Here is a 21,147-nt window from a genome sequence, read left to right on the forward strand (position 1 = left end):
TCGGACAGCAATACCCCTCCGAGCAGTACGGACAGCAGCCGCCCTACGGCCAGAACCCGCCGTCGGCGCAGTACGGGCACTATCCTCAGGACCCGTACTCCCAGCAGGCCCAGCAGCAGTACGGTCAGGCACCCTACGGTCAGGGCTATGGGCAACCCGCCGGCGAACCCCATGCCCAACCGCCCCAGACCCAACCGCCCCAGACCGCAACACCCGGGGCAGAACCGCCGCAGGGCGGCCAGGGTCGTCCCACTGGCTACCAGCAGCCCGGTGCGAATCCGCAGCACCCCCGCGGGCACAGAACCCCGAGGATCCCGGGAGCGACGACTCCGAGAACTATTTCGGGAAGTATCCCCAGGACCCGCCGCCAGGGCGGTCCTGATCGCCCTGGCGCACGCGAGGGTCACCGCGGCCTAGCGGTCCCCGTTGAGCCGGTGAGCCATCTGGTCCGCGGCTCCCCGGGCATGGCTCGCCGCGCTGCCCGCCGCCTCCTTGGCGACCTTCCGCGCAGCCGCGATCCGCTCGTACATCTCGTCGACGACGGCCGCGAACCGCTTCTCGACCGCGCGCCGGCGCACCTTCAGGGTCGGGGTGAGCAGCCCGTTCTCCATCGTGAACTCGTCGAAGATGACCCGCAGGTCGCGGATCTTCTCCTGGTGCGGCAGCTTGGCGGACACCTTCTCCACCCGCCGGCGCAGTTCGGCGAGGACGTCGGGGTGTTCCACCAACGCCTCGCGCGAGTCGTACGCGATGGCGTGCGCCTCGGCCCAGGCCTCGAGCTCACCCACGTCGGGAGAGATCAGCACGGTGACGCAGGGCCGCTCGTCGCCGACGAGGACCGCGTGGGCGATGAACGGATCGGCCCCGAGCTCCTCCTCGATCGGGCCCGGCGCGATGTTCTTGCCCTGCCGGGTGACGATCAGGTCCTTGAGCCGGTCGGTGATGACGAGATAGCCGTCGACGTCGAAATGGCCGATGTCGCCGGTCCGCAGCCACCCGTCGTCGAAAGCCTCGGCCGTCGTGTCCGGGTCGTTCCAGTAGCCGACCATGACGTTCGGCCCGCGGTACTGGATCTCGCCGTCCTCCGCCTCGGCATCGGACAGGCCGGTCACCCCGGGCACCGGCACGATCCGCACCTGGGATCCCGGCATCGGCCGCCCGACCGACCCGAACCGCACCTCACCCAGCCGGTTGTAGGTCATCAGCGGAGCGGTCTCGGTCATCCCGTACCCGGTGTGGATGATCATCCCGCAGGCCCAGAAGAACTCCTCGACCTCGCGGCGCAGCGGAGCGCCGCCGGCGACCATCAGCTTCTTCTGCCCGCCGAGGGCGTGGCGCACCTTGGCCAGCACCAGCAGATCCGCCACCGCGAGCCGGCCCCGCAGCCACGGATCCGCCCGCAGCCCGTCGCGCCCCGCCCGCTGGGCGGCCAGACCGACACCCACGGCCCAGTCGAGGATCCGCCGCTTCAGTGGGGAGGCCGCCTGGTCGCGGACGGTGGCGAGCACCCGCTCGTACACCATCGGCACCATCACCATCAGGGTGGGGCGGGCGCGGGGCATCATCGTCACCAGGGTGCGGGTGTCGGTGACGTAGGTGTTCATCGCCCCCGCCGCGAGCACGCAGAACGTCCAGGCCCGTTCCAGCGCGTGCGCCAGCGGGAGGAAACACAGGCTGCCGTCCTCCGGCGCCAGGTGGAACGACGCCTGCACCACCTCGATCTCGGCCAGGAACGCGCCGTGGGTGAGCATCACGCCCTTGGGGGTGCCGGTAGTGCCGGAGGTGTAGATGATCGTGGCGAGGTCCCCCGGCCCGATGGCGTCGCGGCGAGCACGGACCTCCCCGTACGCCTCGGGCGCGGGCACCTCGGTCAGGTCCTCGTCGTCCATCACCACGACCCGCTCGAGGGCGGTCAGCGCGTCACGGACCTCCGCCACCCGGTCCGTCTCGAGGAAGGATCCGCAGAAGACCCAGCGGGCGCCCGAGGAGGTGAGGATGGCTGCCGCCTGCTCGGCGGTGGAGGTCTGGTAGATCGGCACCACGATCGCCCCGACGGACTGGACGGCGAGGTCGATGACGGTCCACTGCGGGGAGTTGGGCGCGAAGATCGCCACCCGGTCCCCCGCCGCGATGCCGTCGGCCACCAGCCGGGACGCGACGGCGTCCACGGCCGAGGCCAGCTCGGTGTACGTCATCGTCACCCAGGCGTCGTCCACCCACACCCGGGTCGCGACGCGGGACTGGTGGGTGACTGCCCCGTCAAGCAGGAGCTCGGGGATCGACCGCGCCACGGTGGGGTCACTCCTCCGTCTGCTTGGCCCACAGGTTGATGCCGGACTCGACGGCCAGACCGTCGATCGCCGTCAGTTCCTCCTCGGTGAAGTCGAGGTGCCGCAGGGCGCCGAGATTGTCGTCGAGCTGCTGGACGCTGGAGGCGCCGATCAGCGTTGTCGTCATCCGCTCGTCGCGCAGCACCCAGGCCAGCGCCATCTGGGCGAGGCTCTGGCCGCGGCCACGGGCGATCTCGTTGAGGCCGCGGACCCGGTCGAGGATCTCCTCGCTGAGCCAGTCGGTGTCGAACGAGGAATGCATCGCCGCCCGGGAGTCCTCGGGGATCCCGTTGAGGTAGCGATCGGTGAGCAGGCCTTGGCCGAGCGCCGTGAAGGCGATGCAGCCCATGCCCTGCTGGTGGAGCATGTCCAGCAGCCCGCCCTCGATCCAGCGGTTGAACAGGTTGTACGAGGGCTGATGGATCAGCAGCGGGGTGCCGAGTTCACGGGCGATCTTGGCCGCCTTCTTGGTCTTCCCCGGCGAATACGAGGAGATGCCGACGTAGAGGGCCTTGCCGGAGCGGACCGCCTGGTCGAGGGCCATCATGGTCTCCTCGAGCGGGGTCTCCGGGTCGTAGCGATGGCTGTAGAAGATGTCGACGTAGTCCAGCCCCATCCGCTCCAGAGACTGGTCGAGGGACGCGAGGACGTACTTACGCGACCCGCCACCCTGACCGTACGGTCCGGGCCACATGTCCCAGCCCGCCTTGGTCGAGATGATCAGCTCGTCGCGATAGGGCTTGAGGTCGGTACGCAGGAACTGGCCGAAGTTGATCTCCGCCGCGCCGTAGGGCGGGCCGTAGTTGTTGGCCAGGTCGAAGTGGGTGATGCCGGCGTCGAAGGCGCGCCGGATGATCTCGCGCTGGTTGCCGAGCAGGTGGTGGTCACCGAAGTTGTGCCACAGGCCGAGGGACAGGACGGGAAGCTTCAGTCCCCACTTGCCGACCCGGCGGTAGACCATCGCACCCGGACGATCCGGGTCGTAGCGGTCCTCGGCGGCGACGTAGGGGGTTCCGGAGAGCATCATGGGCCCATTGTGCTCGGTGGGTCCGACAGTCGTCCGGCGGGTTGTCGCACTGGTAACCAGTGACGGCCGCACGCTGGGGCGGGCGACGTTCCTTCTCCCCAACCATGAGCCCCGGAGGCGCACGGCACGGGGGATCGAATCAGGGTCTCTCGTCGGCGTTCTGCTGGGCGGCTCGCGCAGCGCGGGAGGTGAGGGCGTCGTAGATGGGTTCGGAGTGCAGCAGGGTGGCCACCAGCATCGCCAGGGCGCAGGCACCCAGCATGGGCGGCAACTGGTCGGTGACACCGGTCAGTTCGGTGGCCAGGACCAGCCCTGTGATGGGTGCTCGCACGGTGGCAGTGAAGAAGGCTGCCATCCCGATCAGTGCCAGTGCAGCCGGTTCCGGGGTCCATTGCGGGACCGTGACGCGACCGATCAGGCCGACCAACAGGCCCAGGTGGCTGCCCACCACCAGCATCGGAGCGAAGAGTCCTCCCGGCGTCGCCGCGGCGTACGAGACCACGCCGAGCAGGATCCGCGCCACCAGAACACCCAGGACCACCAGGATGCTTCCCCGGGCCAGCAGCGCCTGCTGGGTGAGCAGATCCCCGCCACCGACGAGGTCGGGGGCCAGGAAGCCCACCGCTCCCACCCCCGCGCCGATGATCCCGGCCCGCACCTCCCGGGGGATCCGGCTGGCGTCCATCCGGTGCAGGCTCGCCATCACCAGGGCGTTGTAGGCCACGCCCACCAGCCCCGCGACCAGACCGACCACCAACACCAGCGGCGCGCCCTCGAGCCGTGGCCGACCCAGCGGCGCGGTCCGGAACAGTTGGATCGAGTCACCCAGGAGGAGCTGGGCGCTGGCGAAGCCCGCACCAGACGCGAGCAGGGTCGCGACAGTGGTGCGCGGATCGAACCGCTTGACCAGTTCCTCCAGAACGAAGACGCCGCCCGCGATGGGAGCGTTGAACGCGGTCGCCAACCCGGCTGCCGCGCCCGCCGCGACCAGGATGCGCAGGTCGTAGCTGTTACGACGGGTGATCCGGCTGACGATGATGCCGATGTTGCCGCCCATCTGGACCGAGGGCCCCTCACGCCCCAGGGCCAGCCCCGCTCCGATGGCCAGAAGTCCGCCGACGTACTTCACCGGGAGGATCAGGGGCGAGCCGGGCCTGGTCCGTCCTTCCACCACGGCCTCCACCCGCGGGATCCCGCTGCCCTCGGCGTGCGGTTCGACGCGATGGACCAAGGCCGCCGCGGCAGCGGTCGCCGCGGCACACACCAGAACGACAACGACCAGCCCCAGTACGGGGTCACCATGGGCCCACGCGATGAGTGCCCCCGGGCTTCGGAGACCCGATCCAGGCCCAGCCTGAACGTCGCCGCCATCAGTCCCGTCAGGGTCCCGACCAACACCGCCGTGGCCGAGAACGACACCAGCCGGCCGGGTTGGTCGGCCTCGTTCATGGCCGGCCACACGACACGCGAGATGCGCCCCATGCTCCTCCTCGACACCCGAAAAGGGTGACCAGCACGATAAGTGGACCACCCGGTCTACGAACGTAGACTAGCGCACATGCCCAGGACCGCTCAGCCCATGGATCCCGACCGCGAGGACCGCTTGATCGCCGCGGCCACTGCCGCGTTCACCGAGTCCGGCTATGAGGAGGCATCGCTGAACCGGATCATCACGCAAGCCGGCTGGGCCAAGGGCTCCTTCTACCACTACTTCCCGAACAAGCAGCGTCTCCATGACCATGTCGTCCTGACCATGCGGGAACGCCTCGGAACCGTCGTCGAGGTGCCCGACCTCGACGAGTTGACCCCCGAGGCCTTCTGGCCGGCCATGACAGGACTCGCGGCCTCCCTCATCCGCGCCGCGACCGAGCGTCCCGAGATCCGGCTGTTCGGACGGATGTTCCACCATCCACCGGCCGCCCGAGGCCCACAGGGACAACTCACCCGACTCCGCAATGACGTATCCGGATGGATCAGGCGCGCGGTCGACCGAGGTCGCCACCTTGGCATGGTCCGCGACGACCTCCCCGAGGCCCTGCTCACCGAACTCGCACTCAGCATCGTGACCGTCCTCGACCAGGGCGCCCTCAGCGCACAGGCTCCGCCCGGATACCGTCCGGAGTACGCGGCCCGGATCCTCCAGGACGCCCTGGGGACACCCCGCCCTGTCACCGGGCACGATTCCCCACCGTAAGGACACCGTCTCCGCATACCGCCCACCGCCTGCGGACTCGCACGAGTTCGCCCGAGAACCGGCGCTGCTCCCCGCGACGTCGACGACACGCCCGAGTAGGCTGGTGGCCGAACGTGTGGTCTGGGAGGGAGGCTCCCGGGGTGAAGGTGTTGATTGCCGGTGCCGGGATTGCCGGGCCTACCCTCGCCTACTGGCTGCTGCAGGCCGGGCACCGGCCTACCTTGGTCGAGCACGCGCCACAACTGCGCCGCGGTGGCTACCTGATCGACTTCTGGGGAGCCGGGTTCGACGTGGCCGACCGGATGGGGATCGTCCCCGAGCTGCGCCGGCACGGGTACGTCATGCGCGAGGCGCGCGCCGTCGACCGCAACGGACGCCGGATCGCCACGATGAAGCCGAACGCGATCATGGGACCGACCGAGCGCTACGTCAGCATCGCCCGTGCCGACCTGGCCGGAGCCATCTACGGTGCGCTGGAAGGCCGGGCCGAGCTGATCCTGGACGACACGGTCCATGCCCTCGACGACGACGGGAACCGGGTCCGTGTCACCTTCCAGGACGGGCCACCCCGCGACTTCGATCTGGTCGTAGGGGCGGACGGGCTGCACTCCCGGGTCCGCCGACTGGTGTTCGGGCCCGACGAGCAGTTCGAGCGCTACCAGAACATCGTCGTCTCGGTGTTCGACGTCCCCGGCTATCGCCCGCGCGACGAACTCGTCGCCATGATGCACGCCGAGGTCGGCTTCCAGGCCGTCCGGGTCTCATTGCGCAACCACGTCACCATGGTGGTCCTCACAGTCCGCCACGACGACCGGGTGCCCCTCGACAGCGTCGCCGACCAGCAGGCGCTGCTGCGCGAGCGGTTGAGGGGAGCGGGCTGGGAGATCCCAGCACTCCTGGAGGCGATGCCGCGGGCCACGACCTTCTACTTCGACGCGGTCAGCCAGATCCAGATGCCGTCATGGACCAGGGGCCGGGTGGCGCTGGTCGGGGACGCGGCGGCGTGTCCCTCGTTGCTGGCCGGCCAGGGATCGGCACTGGCGATGATCGAGTCGTACGTGCTGGCCGCGGAACTGGCCCGATCCGGTGGCGACCACGCGCTGGCGTTCGCCCGCTACCAGGCCCGGCTCGCACCGTTCCTGCGCTCCAAGCAGGCGGCAGCCAGGCGACTGGCCTCGGCATTCGCGCCCACCAGCAGATCCCAGCTACTGGCCCGCAACGCGGTGATGAAGCTGATGGAACTGCCGTACGTGACCGACTTGGCGATGGGCAAGAGCTTCCACGACGCCATCGAGCTACCCGCCTTCCCCGGCGCCTGAGCAGCGATCACAGGCGGCCGATGGCGACCTCAGGCTCGCCAACCGCCGATCACCAGCAGCCCCGCGCCGATCAGCCCCGCCAGCAACCCCAGGAGCGCCAGCAAGAGGCCTGCGGTCCGTAGTCCACGTACGCGAGCCACTGGCCCCATCCAGTGATCCTCGACCGTTGCGGCGCCGGGGTCCTCGGGCGCATACAGCACACTGACCGGCAGCGCGATCCGCGGGGCAGGGGCCGCCAGCTCGCCCGGCCGGCGCTGCACCAACAGGTACGGTCGCCCGTCCGGTCCGAGGTAGGTCACCTCGACCTCACGACGCGGCCCGGTGGTGTACGGCAATTTGGAGATCGCCCCGGTGGTGCGGACCCAGGTCATCCGCCACTGTCGCAGCCGCCGGCCGATGGCGACCGAGACGGCGATGAGCACCCCGGCGACCGTCATGATCGCCGCACCGGCGACGAGGAAGGCCCAGCCGACCGTCGCCATGCCGCTCCCCTCCCGACCCGTGCCGTCGGCGTGCCCGCGGCGGCGCCGTACGATCGCGCCCATTCTCACACCCAGCCTCTGCCGGTCCTCCGCCTCGAACGCGAATTGGACCCGGCACCCCTGCCCAGGGCTAGGGTCGGCCCCATGGCTGAACTCCCGGTGCCGCTCGGCGCCCACGTCGACGCCGCCTCCTCGCTGGACGAGGCGCGCGCGGTCGGGGTCCGCGCGGTCCAGATCTTCCTCGGTGACCCGCAGGGCTGGAAGAAGCCGCTCATCGACTTCGAGGGCGGCGCCGCCGCGTTCCGCGAAGCGATCGGCGAGGCGGGCATCACCGCGTACGTCCATGCGCCGTACGTCATCAACGTGGCCTCCACCAACAACCGGATCCGGATCCCCTCCCGCAAGCTGCTCAACCAGTCGCTGCACGCGGCCGCGGAGATCGGCGCGGCCGGACTGATCGTCCACGGCGGCCACGTGACGGCCGACGACGAGCCCGGCCACGGCTACGAGAACTGGTACAAGGCCGTCGAGGGCGCCGAGATCGAGGTGCCGCTACTGATCGAGAACACCGCCGGCGGGTCCCACGCGATGGCCCGTCGGCTCGACGCCCTGGACCACCTGTGGGCGGCGATCTCGGCCGCGGACGGGTCCGACCGCGTCGGCTTCTGCCTCGACATCTGCCACGCGTTCGCCGCCGGGCTCGACCTGACCACCGTCGTCGACGATGTCCGGGCCATCACCGGGCGGATCGATCTGGTCCACCTCAACGACTCCCGCGGCGAGGCGGGGTCGGGTGCCGACCGGCACGCGAGTCTCGGGGCGGGCCTGATCGACCCCGACATCCTCGTCGGAGTCGTACGGGCCGCCGGTGTCCCGGCGATCCTGGAGACCCCCGGTGGCATCGACGAGCGCCGGGCGGACCTCGCGTGGGTGCGTGACCACCTCGGACCCCGATAGGCTGACAATCATGGGAACTGCGCTGATCACCGGGGGGACCTCCGGCATCGGGGCCGCGTACGCGCGGGCACTGGCCGAGCGGGGCGACGACCTGGTCCTGGTCGCACGGGATCACGCCCGCCTCGAGGACGTGGCCGCCCGGCTCCGGTCGGCCCACGGTGTCGAGGTGGAGATCCTGCAGGCCGATCTGGCCGATCGTACGCAGGTGATGTCCGTCGTCGCCCGCCTCGAATCCTCCGTCGACCCGATCACCACCTTCATCAACAACGCCGGCTTCGGTCTCCACACCGACCTGCTGACCTCCGACACCGCCGAGGACGAGCGCGCCTTCGAGGTGATGGTCCGGGCCGTCTACCTGCTCGGCGGGGCGGCGGCCCGCTCCATGCTGCGCCGTGGCGGGGGGGAGATCATCAACACCGCCTCGTCGGCCGCCTTCATCACCACCGGCAACTACTCCGCGATCAAGTCCTGGGTGCTCATCTACAGCGAGGGGCTGGCCACCCAGCTGCGCGGCAGCAAGGTTCACGTCACCGCGTTCTGCCCGGGCTGGATCCACACCGAGTTCCACGAGCGGGCCGAGATCGAAGTGTCCAAGTTGCCGCCGATCGTGTGGATCGACGGGGACAAGGCGGTCCGCGAAGCACTCACCGACGTCGCCAAGGGCAAGGTCATCTGTGTGCCGGGCCCGATCGGCTGGAAGGCAGCCGTGGTGCTCGCCCGGTTCGCCCCGCGCTGGATGATCCGCTGGGCCTCGTCCAAGCTGGTGAAGTCCCGCGCGAAGGACACCGATGTCCGTTGAGGTGCACGGACCCGGCCCGCGGTCAGCACGACGCGGCCGGGGACTTAAGGTGATGCAGTGAGCACAGGACACCATCGCTACACCTCCGCCAGTTGGGCGATGGCTCGGTTCATCGCCCAACGCGGCTTCATGAAGCCACTGTTCTGGAGCATGCTGAACGTCCACGTGCACGGCAAGCGGAACCTCGCCGGCATGTCCGGTCCCTACATCGCGGTGGCCAACCACTCCAGTCACCTCGACGGACCGCTGGTGATGGCTTCCCTGCCGCCGCGGCTGACCCGCTACCTTGCCACGGGGGCGGCGGCGGACTACTTCTTCACCAGTCCGACCAAGGCCTTCGCCCCGGTGATGTTCATGAACGCCTTCCCGGTCGAGCGCGGCGGCGGCCGGTCGAAGCACAAGGGGCTGTCCGGCAACCTGCTCACCGAGGGCGTTCCGATCCTTCTCTTCCCCGAGGGCACCCGGTCCCGCACCGGGGCGATGGCCGCGTTCAAGCCCGGGCCGGCCGCCCTGTGCATCTCCCGCAACGTCCCGGCGATCCCGATCGCCATCGTCGGCGCCCACCTGGCCATGCCGACGACCTCCGCCCTGCCCAAGTCCGGTCGACCGGACGTCCACATCGTGCTGGGCAAGCCGATGTGGGCCGAGAAGGGCGAGACCGCGCGCAAGTTCGCGGACCGAATGCACGACCAGGTGCTGCGCATGCACGACTCCATGGCGCTCGCCACCGGCTTCCCGACCATCGCCGACTACGCGGCGGAGGCGGAGCGTCAGAAGGTGGAGAAGGCGGCGGCCGAGACACCCGCCGTGGACCAGGGCCCGGTGGAAGACGGCGCACCCAGAACCACTCCCGGCACCGACGCCGGCAAGGGGACCGCAGCCGACCCGGCCGCGGACGATCACACGACGGACGAGGCGTGAAGCACGCCGAGGACAGCATCCACGCAGGCGCGGACCGCCCGGCCACGCGTGACCGTGAGCGGAAGGACAACGTATGACCGGCGTCAAGCACCAGAAGTGGTGGGGTTGGGGTGTCGAGGGGATCGGCTTCGACCCGGAGGGCAAGCCCGCTTTCGCCCCCTTCGTGAAGAAGCAGATCGGCCTGGACGTCTCCAAGCCCGGCATCCCGCCGAAGTTCGAGGACCTCGACGTCCCGGCGCCGATCATCGACGGCGGCCTGCGCGAGCAACTCCTCGGCATCGTCGGCGAGCGCTTCCTGCTGGACGACGATCTCGACCGCATCGTGCACACCTTCGGCAAGGGTGTGCGTGACCTGATCCGGATCCGCCGGGGCGACCTGCGCCGTGTCGTCGACGTGGTCGTCTACCCGGCCGACGAGACCCAGGTGCAGGCCGTCGTCGACGCCTGTGTCGAGGCGGATGCCGTGCTGATCCCGTTCGGTGGCGGCTCCAACATCGTCGGCGCCCTCGAACCGATGCCCACCGAGCGTCGTACCGTCGTGTCGGTCGACCTCGGCCGGATGGCCAAGGTGCTCGAGATCGACGACGAGTCGGGGCTGGCCCGGATCCAGGCCGGCGCGCTCGGCCCGCAGATCGAGGAGCAGCTCGGCCGCCGCGGCTGGACGATGGGACACTTCCCCGACTCCTTCACCCACTCGACGCTGGGCGGCTGGATTGCCACCCGGTCGACCGGCATGCAGTCGGACAAGTACGGCGACATCGCCGACATCGTCAAGGGGCTGCGGGCCGTACGGCACCGCGAGGTGCTCGCCCTGCGGCCGCTGCCGTCGACCTCGTCGGGCCCGAGCGTCCGCGAGATGATCCTCGGGTCCGAGGGCCGGCTCGGCATCATCACCGAGGCCTGGGTCAACGTCCACCGGGTGCCCGAGGTCCGCGAGATCGTCGGCTACTTCTTCCCCGACTTCAGCTCCGGGCTGCGGGCGATGAAGGAGATCAACGACTCCGACGCGCATGTCACGGTGTCGCGCGTCTCCGATGCCAACGAGACGCAGTTCTCCTTCGCCACCCAGCGGGCGCAGCGCGGCGTGAAGAAGATCGTCATGGGCAGCATGTTCGGCTACCTCAAGCGCCGCGGCTGGGACCTGGACCAGATGTGCCTGTCGTACATCGGTTTCGAGGGCGGGCGCCGCTACGTCAAGCGCAACCAAGCGATCGTCAAGGAGATCGTCAAGGCGAACGGCGGCATCGTCGTCGGGACGGGCGTCGGCTCGGTCTACGACTCGAAGAAGTTCCAGACCCCCTACATCCGCGACTTCCTGCTCGACCGCGGGGCGACCGCCGACGTGTCGGAGACCGCCACCCCTTGGGCGAACCTGCAGAACCTCTACGACACCACCACCGAGGCGGCCCGGGCCGCCTTCGAGAAGGCACGCACGCAGGGGTTCGTGATGTGCCACTTCGCCCACTCGTACCACAGCGGCGCCTGCCTGTACTTCACCTTCGCCCTGCCCGACACCGATGCGGCGAACACGTACGCCAACTATGACCTGGTGAAGCGCGCCATCCAGCAGAACTTCATGGACAACGCCGCGACGGTGTCCCACCACCACGGGGTCGGCAGCGAGCACGCGCCGTGGCTGGACCAGGACATCTCGGTGGCCGGCACGAAGCTGCACCGGGTCCTCCTCGAGGGGGCCGACCCGGGCCGCAACTTCAACCCGGGCAAGATCCTCCACGACGGCAAGCCCGGCGTCGCCATGCACTCGTCCGATGCCCCCCTGCCGGGCGGCGTGCCGGGGACGCCGGAGGTCTGAGCCGGTCCGGCGCGGAGGCCTGAGTCCGCGAGCCTGAGCCTGGCGCGTCGCATCGGGAGTCTCGGTTCAAAGCGCAGTTTCACCCCGGGGGTGACATGTCACCCCCGGGGTGAAACGCATCCTCCATGACAGACTCCGCTCCGCCGCGCCCCACGACCCGGCAGGTCCGTCCCGCACGACATGGCAGGTCCGTCCCGCAGAGACGGCAGGTGCCGTGCACGGGTCCGGACGAATAAGCCCCCGGTGCCGACCCGCTAGAGTCGAGGGGTGGCGATCTCCGTACGTAGCATTCCGGCTTCCCAGCACCTCGAGTACATCTCCACCCTCCGCTCGGCGAGCTTCCTCCAGACCCCCGCATGGGCGGCGGTGAAGAGCGAGTGGCGCCACGAGTCCCTCGGCTGGTTCGAGTCCGGCGAGGGCGAGGGCGGCGAGCGGATGATCGGGGTCGCCCTGGTCCTCTACCGCCAGATCCCCCGGGTGAAGCGCTACCTGGCGTACGTTCCCGAGGGGCCGCTGCTCGACTGGGCCGGCGTCGACCTCGAGGCCGCCCTCAAGCCCTTCGTGGCCCACGTGAAGCAGCAGGGCGCCTTCGGCGTCCGGATCGGGCCGCCCGTCATCGTCCGCCGGTGGGGCACCCGGGCCATCAAGGACGCGCTGGCCGACGAATCGGTGACCTCGTTGCGGGCCGTCGAGCCCGACGAGACGAACATCGCGGCCGCCCGCGTCCACAACGCCCTGCGGACCCTCGGCTGGCGCCCGCCGAAGGCCGGTGAGGGCTTCGCCGCCGGGCAGCCCGAGTTCAACTTCCAGCTGCCGCTGACGGGCCGTACGCCCGAGGACGTCCTCAAGGGCATGAACCAGTTGTGGCGGCGCAACATCAAGAAGGCCGACAAGCTGGGCGTCACGGTCCGGCGCGGCACCGTCGCGGACCTGCCGGCCTTCCACACCCTCTACGCCGAGACGGCCGAGCGGGACGGGTTCACCCCGCGGCCAGCGAGCTACTTCCGCACCATGATGGAGGCGATGGAGGCGGAGGACCCCGATCGCATCCACCTCTACCTCGCCGAGCACGAGGGTGATCTCGTCGCCGCCACCACCTGGGTGCGGGTCGGCGGGCACACCTGGTACTCGTACGGCGCCTCCTCGACCACCAAGCGGGAGGTACGCGGCTCCAACGCCATCCAGTGGCGGATGATCCAGGACGCCCTCGAGGCCGGGGCCGACGTCTACGACCTGCGCGGCATCACCGACTCGGTGGACAAGAACGACCCGCACGTCGGGCTGATCGAGTTCAAGGTGGGTACCGGTGGGGAGGCCGTCGAGTACCTCGGCGAGTGGGACCTGCCGCTCAACCGGGTGCTCTACACGGCCTTCGACCTCTACATGAAGCGACGCGGCTGAGCTTCGCCGCTCCGGCGACACCCGGCCGCGACCCGACGGGCCGGTTAGGCTGACCCCGTGAGCGGACTGACCCTGACCATCGACACCGACGCCTGGCGCGCCCATCAACGGGCCGTCGTCGAGCGGACGCCGGGCATCATCCCGGTCGCCAAGGGCAACGGCTACGGCTTCGGCCTGACCCGGCTGGCCGAGGAGGCCCAGTCCTTGGGCGTACGGACCATCGCTGTCGGCGTCCCGGGTGAGGTGGCCGCCGTCCGCGACCACTTCGACGGGGACATCGTCGTCCTGCAGCCCTGGCGCCCCTTCGACGCCCGCGCGGTCGAACTCGCCCGTGATCCCCGGGTGATCTGGACCGTCTCCCGGCTCGACGACATCGAGGTGCTCGCCAACCTGGGTGGCGACGTCCGGCCCCGGGTGATCCTCGAGGTGCTCACCTCGATGCGGCGCCACGGGCTGTCGAGCGCCGACCTGGACGCCGGTGAGGAGGCCTCGGCAATGCTCGATGTCCAGGGCTGGACCATCCACCTGCCCCTGCACTCCGAGGCCACCGAGGCGGAGGCCCGTGACCTGGCCGCACGCGCCGTGGACGCGTTCCGCGCCCCGGTCTGGCTGTCGCACGTGCCGGTCTCCACCGCCGAGGCCATCTCCCACGAGCTCAGCGCCCAGGGGGAGCGGCTCGAGACGCGGCTGCGGGTCGGCACCGAGCTGTGGCTCGGGGACCGGTCCGCGTACTCGACCTCCGCGACGGTCCTCGATCTCCACGAGGTGTCGCGGGGGGATCGGATCGGCTACCACCAGCACCGGGCCCCCGGCGACGGCTGGGTGGTGATCGTCGCCGGCGGCACGGCCAACGGCGTCGGCATGGAGGCCCCGACGTCCGGGTCGACGATGCGCGCGAAGGCGATCTCGGTCGCGACGGGGGCGATGGAGGCCGCCGGTCGCGCCCTGTCGCCCTACACCTTGGACGGCAAGAAGCGCACCTTCCTCGAACCGCCGCACATGCAGTCCTCGATGATCTTCATGCCCAAGGGCTCGACCCCGCCGCAGGTCGGGGATCGGGTGCCCGTGGAGGTCCGGATGACCACCGCGCTCTTCGACATCGTCAGGGAGCGTACGGACACCGGACGCGTACCCGCCTGAATCCCGGATCGCACCCGGGAGCTCAGCCCCGCAGCTTCACCCGCATCTGCGCGGTGTCGGCGGGCGTCCAGCCGATCATGCCCAGCATCGGTTCGACGCCACCGAAGCGTTCCTCCGCATAGCCGAGGAACGCCCGCATGGACTCCGGGCGGGTGTGGTGGGAGGAGGCCGGGCGACCGGAGAGGTTCTCGGCGTACGTCTCGCGGGCCAGCAGACGGGCGAGGATGAGGTCGATCCGCTCCGTGCTGGCCGCATAGTCCTCGACCACCGCGTCGACGTCCGCCCCGGCGATCATCAGCGCCAGGGCCACGGTGGTCCCGGTGCGGTCCTTGCCGGCGGCGCAGTGCACCAGGGCGGCACCGTCGGCGTACGCCACGGCCCGCAGCGCGGCGAGCACCGACTCGGGACGATCCGCGAGGAATGACAGGTAGGACGACGCGAAGCCGTCCTCCACCTGGATCGTGTGGGGCCGTTCGCCGGCCCACGGCAGCACGTCGCCCGGTAGTTCGTCCCTTGCGTTCGCGCCGCTGGCCTCGATGCCGCCGGTGTCCCCCGCAGCCCCGGTCGCCCCGGGAGCCCCGGCACCGACGGACACCTGCTCGACGAAGAACGAGTGCCGGTGGATGGTGAACTCGGCCCGATGGTCCAACGGCCCGGGCCCTTCGGCCTGCACCTCGAACGCCGACCGCAGGTCGACGATGTCGGTGACGCCCAGGTCCCGCAGCCGCTGGATGTCGTCCGGCGTGAGCGCCTGCAGATTGTCGGACCGGATCAGCCGCCGGGGCAGAATCCGCCCGCCGTCGACCGTCGGGATGCCGCCCACGTCACGGGCGTTCACCAGCGAATCGAAGGCCAACCACTGCACGCTCACTCTCGCAGTGTGACATGCCGCGCCAACGACAGGTGAGCCTCTGGGTCAGCGGGTGCCAAGCGCGCCGAACACGAATCCTCCGACGACCAGGACCACCGCGAGGACGCCCCAACCGGGAACGGTCCGGGCCGGGGCGTCCCGACCCCCGTGCGGCGCGTCGCGAGGGATCGGCAGGGCACGCCAGCCCGCCACCGCGGCAGCGAGGAAGAGCACCGCCGACACGACGAACTCCCAGCGGCGGATCGTCACCGCCATCATCGTCTCCACCACCGTCATGAACAGCAGCGACACCAGCAGCGTCCAGCGCGACGAGAACTGGTGCGGGGCGCGCCCGCCGGGCGGCAGGCGCCGGGGTGGCAGGGGCTCGCGGAAGTGGTCCGTCACGTCGCCATGCTACGGGCCGCCCCAGCGCCCGCGCTCACGCGTACGCCCGGAGGAACTGTGCCACCCCCACGCGCCGCTCCCGCACCACGGCGAGCCCGCAGGCGATGGTGCCGATCAGCGCCCAGGCGAGGATCCCCAGCAGCGGTCCACTGAGAGATCCGCCGGTGGCCGCCGCGCGCACCGCATCGAGCACCGGGCTCGGCGCCAGGAGCGGCCGGACGACGTCGAAGAAGCCGGGCAGCGCCGAGGTGAAGCCGGCCGCGATGGTCAGCACACCCATCAGCACCGCCACCGCACGGCCGATGTTGCCGCCCCACGCGGCCAGCGCCTGCTGGACCAGGGCGAACATCACTCCGCCGAACAGCAGCACCCCGAACACGGCGACGGCCCTCCCCGCAGACAGCCCCATCACGACCTGGACGGCCAGGGCGATGCCGGCCGCCTGGACCAAGGCGATGCCGACGCCAGGACCGACCGTGCGCGCCAGCAGCCAGGGGGTCGAACGGGTGGAGGACAGCAGCCGGTGCGACAGCGGCCGACGCAGCACGTACGTCATGAGGGTGGCGAACCACAGCGCGGCCACCGCGAGCAGGGCGGCCGCGGCGACCAGCGGGGTCGCCGACACGGCGGCCAGGTCGGTCGAGATCGGCGAGGCGACGACGGCGGCGAGGTTCTTCCGCTCGGCATCGGTGTAGGTGGGGATCGACCCGACGTTGCCGGCGATGCCAGTGGCGAGCTGGTCGGCGCCGGCGGCGAGCTTGGCCGCCCCGTCGGCCAGCTGTCCCAGCCCGTCCGAGAGCTGACGGCCACCGTCGGCCGACTTCGCGATGCCCGCCGACAGCGGCACCATCCCGGCCGCGAGCTGTTCGGTGCCGTCGGCGAGCCGGGCGGACCCGGCGGCCAGCTGCGAGGCGCCGTCGGCGGACTTCGCGGCCCCGTCGGCCAGCTGTCCGGCACCGCCGGCGAGCTGGTTCGCGCCGTCGACGAGCCGCGGGCCATTGGCCTTGAGCTGGGCAAGGCCGCCGGAGAGCTGGGCCGCACCGTCGTTGAGCTGATGCACCCCGGACTGCAGCTGGGCGACCTGGCCGGGCAGGTCGTTGAGGGCAGCCATGATCTTGTCGATCTGGGCGGGGTCGAGGCCGGGCAGCGTCCCGCCGTTGGCCCGGACCAGCTCCTGGAAGCTGGTGGCCCCCGCATTCGCGGCCTTCGCGGCGCTCACGACGCTGTAGCCGGTGGTCGGGTCCTTGATGGTGAGCAGGGCGAGGGCGCGGTCCGACCCCGCCTTCATCCCCGCCTTCCAGCCGTCACAGGCCCCGGGGCCCTTGGCGGCGATGTCGGCCGGGCAACTGATCGAGCCCCCGGACACCGCCTTGAGGTCGCTGACAGCCTTGTCCAGACCGGTCACCACCGCGCCCGTGCCGGCGCTCAGCCGGTCCGCGGTGCCCTGCATGTCCTTGAGCGCGGCGGTGATCTGCGCGAGCACCGGCCGCAACTGGTCGATGGTCTTCTGGACCTGGGCCAGCTGCGCGGGGCTGGGCAGCGCCGAGTCGAGCCCGCTGCTCAGCTGGTTGATGCCGGAACTGAGCTGCGCGGCCCCATCGGCGGCGGCACCCACGCCATCGGTGTACTGCTTGACCCCCGAGGCGTACGCGGACGCGCCGCCGGAGAGCTGGTCTGCGCCGTCGGACAGTTGGCGGAGGCCACCGGAGAGCTGCCCCATGCCGTCGGCGATCTGTCGCGATCCCTGGGCCAGCTGGGCCGTCTGGGCGGGCAACTGGGCCGTGCCGGCCTTGAGCTGCGCGAGCCCGTCGGCGAGCTGCACCGATCCGGAGTGGGCCGAGGCGGTGCCGCCGGACAGCTGGGCGGCCCCGTCGGCCAGGTCGGAGGTGCCGGAGGCGAGCTGCTTCATCCCCTCCGCCGACTTGTTGAAGCCCAGGTACACCTGGTCCAGGTAGCCCTCCGTCAGGGTGGTGTTGAGACTGCGCGCCGCGGCATCGCTCAGCTGGCGGGCGATCTCCGCGTCGGCGACCCCGGTGATCGAGGAGGTGGTGACCTGGAGGGTGGCGTGCCGCGCGTCCTTGGCCGGACCGCCGTACGAGGTCACCGCGGCGGAGAAGTCCTTCGGGATGACCACCCGGGCGACGTAGCGCCCCGAGGCCAGCCCGGCGGCGGCGTCCTTGTCGTCGCTGAGCACCCAGGTGTAGCCGGTGCCCTGCGCGGGTCCCTTGACCAGGGCTGCCGACAACTGGCGGCCCATCGGGGCGAGATGGCCCTGGATGGTCACCGGCTCGTCGTCGTTGACGACCGCTGCCCGTACGGTCGGCCGGAGCGGCTCGGCGCGGGCGGTGACCCAGCCGAGCGAACCGACGATGAGCAGCGGCACCAGCACCAGGCCGAGGATGATGCCCCAGCGGCGGGCCCTGCTGGGGCCGTCGGGGCGGGTGGTCCGGGGAACGCCGGTGGAGGTCGAGGTCATCGGGCTTCTCCTGTCTGGAAGACGGGCATCGGCTCGGCCGAGGGGACGGCGGGTGGGGTGGGAGGGAGCGGCCGGCCAGGGGACTCGGGCGCGGCCGGTGCCGCCTGCGGGCCCGGGCCCGCAGGCGCGAGCAGCAGGGGCGACCCCTCGGAGGGCGGCTGCGCCGCTCCCGCGCCGTACGGGCGGGCGGCGACGTGCGGGGTGCCGAACGGCAGGATCGGGGCGAGTCCCTGCTCGTCCAGCGCTCCGATGACGACCGTGGAACCGCTGTGCCGCACCAGGGCGCCGAGCAGGGCCCTGGTGCGCACGTCGGCGGCCATGTCGGCGTCGTCGACGATGATCACGTGCTGCGGATCGCCGGCGGCGGAGACCAGCCGGGACAGTTCGGCGGCCGGCTCAGGACTGCGCCACAGGCTGACGTACGCGACCCGTCGCCGCACCCGACCGGCATGTTCCAGCAGCCGGCCCCCCACCCGGGCGCGGCCCTCGGCCACCCGCAGCCGACCGGCCAGGGCCAGCAACAGCGCCGTACGTTCCGCGGGCTCCCCGGTGACGAGCAGCCGGTCCCCAGGATGGAGCCGGATGTCGACCGGCGCGTGCAGGCGGCGGTCGAGGTCACCGGCGACCAGGCCCTGCGCCGTGAGCACGGTGGGCTCGCCGGGGGCCGGCCAGTGCTGCAGGGCCAGCTCGCGGGCCAGGTCGGATCCCTCGACGTCGAGCATCGGCATCCGGGCGTCCAGCCAGTGCGGCAGCCACCAGGCACGCTCGCCGAGCAACGCCATCACCGCCGGCACCAGCGTCATCCGGACCAGGAAGGCGTCCATGGCGACCCCGACGGTGAGGGCGAAGGCGATCGGCTGCATCGAGCCCCGGTCGGACGTCGGGACGAAGAACGCGAAGACCGACACCATGATCACCGCCGCCGCGACGACGACCATCGCGGAGCCGACGAAGCCGGTGTGCACCGCGGCCCGGGCCGGCGTGCCGTGGACGTGATCCTCGCGCATCCGTGAGACGAGGAACACCTCGTAGTCCATGGACAGGCCGAAGAGGATGCCCATCGTGATGATCGGCAGGAAGGAGATCAGCGGCCCCGGCACCTCGACGTTGATCAGCTTCGCGCCGACGCCATGGGTGAAGACGAGGGTGGTGAGCCCGAAGCAGGCGAAGACCGAGAGCAGGTAGCCGACGGTGGCCTTGATCGGCACCACCAGGGAGCGGAAGACCATGGTGAGCAGCACCATCGACAGGCCGACGACGAAGATGCCGAACGGCAGCAGGGCCGCCCCGAGACGCTGCGACACGTCGATCGCCACGGCCGTGTAGCCGGTCACCGCGGTGTCGGTGCCGTAGCGGGCCTTCCAGTCCGGTGCCGCCGCCCGGATCCGGTGCACGAGCTGCTCGGTGGCGGGGTCGTCCGGGCCGGTGGTCGGGAAGATCTGGACGATCCCCGTGTCGGCCGTACGGTTCGGGGTGGCGATCGCGACGACGGCGACACCGGGCATCGCCTCGATGTCCTTCTTCAGCCCGTCCATCACCCCGAGCGGGTCGGTCGAGGTGACGATCTGCGCGGTGACGACGAGCGGGCCGTTGAAGCCGGGCCCGAAGTGGTCCCGGATCAGGTCGAACGCCTCGCGGGCCGGTGTCCCGGCCTTGGCCTGGCCGGCATTGGGCAGGGCCAGCTGCATGTCGCGTGCCGGGATGGCCAGCCCACCGAGGACCAGCACCACGACGGCGATGGTGAGCGCCGGCACCTTCGTCACCGTACGCACCCACCAGCCGGAGGGCCCGCCGCCATGTCCCTCGGCGACGGCCTTCATCCGCAACCGGGCCGCCTCGTGCGGATCCTCCGAGTAGGTCCCGGCGGCCTGGCGCCGGGCCTGCCGGCGGGTGAGCCGGCGGGTGAGCCGGCGGTGCTTCGGACGCATCCGCTCCCCCGCCAGCCCGGCGAGCGCGGGCACCAGGGTGAGCGCGATGGCCACGGTGACGGCGATCGCGATCGCCGCGGCGATGCCCATCGTGGTGAGGAAGGGGATGCCGGCCACGCCCAGACCGATCAGGGCGATGAACACCGTGAGGCCCGCGAAGACCACGGCCGAACCGGACGTCGCCACGGCCCTCGCGGCGGACTCCTCGGTGCCCAGGCCCTCCCCGAGCTGTTCGCGGTGGCGGGACAGGATGAACAGGGCGTAGTCGATCCCGACGGCCAGCCCCAGCATCAGTGCGAGCATCGGAGTGGTCGAGTTGATCGTGGCCAGACCGGTGGCGCCGAGGATCAGCGTCATCGAGATGCCGACGCCGATGAGGGCGGTGACGAGCGGCATCCCCGCGGCGAGCAGCGAGCCCATGGTGAGCACCAGGACCACCAGAGCGACGCCGAGGCCGAGCATCTCCACCACGCCGACGTGCGGGATCGTCGCGTTGAACGCCTCACCGCCGAGCCGCACCGTCGAGCCGGGCAGCGCCGCCTGCAGCTGATCGGCCTTGGCGAGCAGGGCGGACTTCTGCTGCTCGGTGAAGTCGGTCATCCTGACCGTGAGCATGATCGAGGAGAGACCGGCGCCACGGTCGGGGCTGATAGTCCCGTGCATCATCTCGAAGTAGGGCGACTGGGCAGACCGGACGAAGTCGAGCTTGCCGATCTCGTCGGTCGTCCGCTCTATCGCGGCGCGGACCTGGGGATCGTCGAGCGTACGTCCGGGGCCGGCGACGACCACCATGGTGGCCGAGGCGCCGGACATCTCCGGGAAGGTCATACCGAGCTGGTCGAGGGCCTGCTGTGACTGCGTGCCGGGCAGGTCGAAGGAGTTGTCGAACTTGTCGTACAACACTCCGGCGGCGCCTCCCGTGACGAGCAACACGAGCAACCAGCCGGTGAGGACGCGACCTCCGTGACGGAAGCACCACCGCCCGATGGCGTAAAGGACCGACGACATCCTGACTCCCCATATCCGCGACATGCGCGACACCCGCGACGCCGCGTGACGCGGGCGCCGACCCGGCCCAGTTCCAAGACACTTGTGTATCCGCAGA

16 protein-coding genes are annotated in these 21,147 nt (G+C 70.8%); 8 read left to right on the forward strand and 8 right to left on the reverse strand.

Features of this window, described 5'->3' with window-relative positions:
* Window positions 1-413: 413 nt before the first annotated feature.
* The 3 genes from Rai3103_RS05540 to Rai3103_RS05550 form a co-directional block, all read right to left on the reverse strand.
* Window positions 414-2,291 (reverse strand): AMP-dependent synthetase/ligase, encoded by a 1,878-nt coding sequence (locus Rai3103_RS05540; protein WP_153571742.1) that lies wholly within the window; start codon window positions 2,289-2,291, stop codon window positions 414-416.
* Between the two features lie 7 nt (window positions 2,292-2,298).
* Complete coding sequence (gene mgrA / locus Rai3103_RS05545; RefSeq protein WP_277873003.1) at window positions 2,299-3,357, reverse strand: L-glyceraldehyde 3-phosphate reductase; 1,059 nt, start codon at window positions 3,355-3,357, stop codon at window positions 2,299-2,301.
* Window positions 3,358-3,496: 139 nt separating this feature from the next.
* Window positions 3,497-4,621 (reverse strand): ClC family H(+)/Cl(-) exchange transporter, encoded by a 1,125-nt coding sequence (locus Rai3103_RS05550; protein WP_228489206.1) that lies wholly within the window; start codon window positions 4,619-4,621, stop codon window positions 3,497-3,499.
* A 294-nt stretch (window positions 4,622-4,915) separates the two neighbouring features.
* On the opposite strand from Rai3103_RS05550, the gene Rai3103_RS05555 reads away from it, so the two are divergent.
* Entirely contained in the window at window positions 4,916-5,551 is a 636-nt protein-coding gene (locus Rai3103_RS05555; protein ID WP_153571743.1) for a TetR/AcrR family transcriptional regulator, read from the forward strand.
* A 140-nt stretch (window positions 5,552-5,691) separates the two neighbouring features.
* Entirely contained in the window at window positions 5,692-6,870 is a 1,179-nt protein-coding gene (locus Rai3103_RS05560; RefSeq protein WP_153571744.1) for an FAD-binding domain, read from the forward strand.
* 29 nt (window positions 6,871-6,899) lie between these two features.
* Here Rai3103_RS05560 and Rai3103_RS05565 read toward each other — a convergent pair whose 3' ends face one another.
* Window positions 6,900-7,415, reverse strand: coding sequence for a DUF3592 domain-containing protein (locus Rai3103_RS05565; protein ID WP_153571745.1), 516 nt, complete (start codon window positions 7,413-7,415; stop codon window positions 6,900-6,902).
* A gap of 81 nt (window positions 7,416-7,496) precedes the next feature.
* On the opposite strand from Rai3103_RS05565, the gene Rai3103_RS05570 reads away from it, so the two are divergent.
* From Rai3103_RS05570 to Rai3103_RS05595, 6 genes are all read left to right on the forward strand, one after another.
* Window positions 7,497-8,309 (forward strand): deoxyribonuclease IV, encoded by an 813-nt coding sequence (locus Rai3103_RS05570; protein ID WP_153571746.1) that lies wholly within the window; start codon window positions 7,497-7,499, stop codon window positions 8,307-8,309.
* Between the two features lie 10 nt (window positions 8,310-8,319).
* On the forward strand, window positions 8,320-9,108 hold the full coding sequence (locus tag Rai3103_RS05575) for an SDR family NAD(P)-dependent oxidoreductase (RefSeq protein WP_153571747.1): 789 nt from the start codon (window positions 8,320-8,322) through the stop codon (window positions 9,106-9,108).
* A 99-nt stretch (window positions 9,109-9,207) separates the two neighbouring features.
* On the forward strand, window positions 9,208-10,029 hold the full coding sequence (locus Rai3103_RS05580) for a lysophospholipid acyltransferase family protein (RefSeq protein WP_153573621.1): 822 nt from the start codon (window positions 9,208-9,210) through the stop codon (window positions 10,027-10,029).
* 73 nt (window positions 10,030-10,102) lie between these two features.
* On the forward strand, window positions 10,103-11,842 hold the full coding sequence (locus Rai3103_RS05585; RefSeq protein WP_153571748.1) for an FAD-binding oxidoreductase: 1,740 nt from the start codon (window positions 10,103-10,105) through the stop codon (window positions 11,840-11,842).
* Window positions 11,843-12,109: 267 nt separating this feature from the next.
* Window positions 12,110-13,243 (forward strand): lipid II:glycine glycyltransferase FemX, encoded by a 1,134-nt coding sequence (locus Rai3103_RS05590; protein ID WP_153571750.1) that lies wholly within the window; start codon window positions 12,110-12,112, stop codon window positions 13,241-13,243.
* Window positions 13,244-13,300: 57 nt separating this feature from the next.
* The gene (locus Rai3103_RS05595) at window positions 13,301-14,383 is read left to right on the forward strand and encodes an alanine racemase (RefSeq protein WP_228489207.1); all 1,083 of its coding nucleotides are present in this window, start codon (window positions 13,301-13,303) and stop codon (window positions 14,381-14,383) included.
* Window positions 14,384-14,405: 22 nt separating this feature from the next.
* On the opposite strand, the gene Rai3103_RS05600 is transcribed toward Rai3103_RS05595, so the two are convergent.
* From Rai3103_RS05600 to Rai3103_RS05615, 4 genes are read right to left on the reverse strand one after another with little or no spacing between them, the layout of a single operon-like run.
* Window positions 14,406-15,254: a tyrosine-protein phosphatase gene (locus Rai3103_RS05600; protein WP_228489208.1), complete on the reverse strand. Its 849-nt coding sequence runs from the start codon at window positions 15,252-15,254 to the stop codon at window positions 14,406-14,408.
* A gap of 45 nt (window positions 15,255-15,299) precedes the next feature.
* The gene (locus Rai3103_RS05605) at window positions 15,300-15,638 is read right to left on the reverse strand and encodes a hypothetical protein (RefSeq protein WP_153571751.1); all 339 of its coding nucleotides are present in this window, start codon (window positions 15,636-15,638) and stop codon (window positions 15,300-15,302) included.
* A gap of 34 nt (window positions 15,639-15,672) precedes the next feature.
* Window positions 15,673-18,114, reverse strand: a complete 2,442-nt coding sequence (locus Rai3103_RS05610) for a YhgE/Pip domain-containing protein (RefSeq protein WP_153571752.1) — start codon at window positions 18,112-18,114, stop codon at window positions 15,673-15,675.
* Complete coding sequence (locus tag Rai3103_RS05615) at window positions 18,111-21,050, reverse strand: MMPL family transporter (protein ID WP_153571753.1); 2,940 nt, start codon at window positions 21,048-21,050, stop codon at window positions 18,111-18,113. Before Rai3103_RS05615 ends, Rai3103_RS05610 begins: the two co-directional genes overlap by 4 nt.
* Between the last annotated feature and the right edge of the window lie 97 nt (window positions 21,051-21,147).

This window comes from Raineyella fluvialis, assembly GCF_009646095.1.
Lineage (GTDB): Bacteria > Actinomycetota > Actinomycetes > Propionibacteriales > Propionibacteriaceae > Raineyella > Raineyella fluvialis.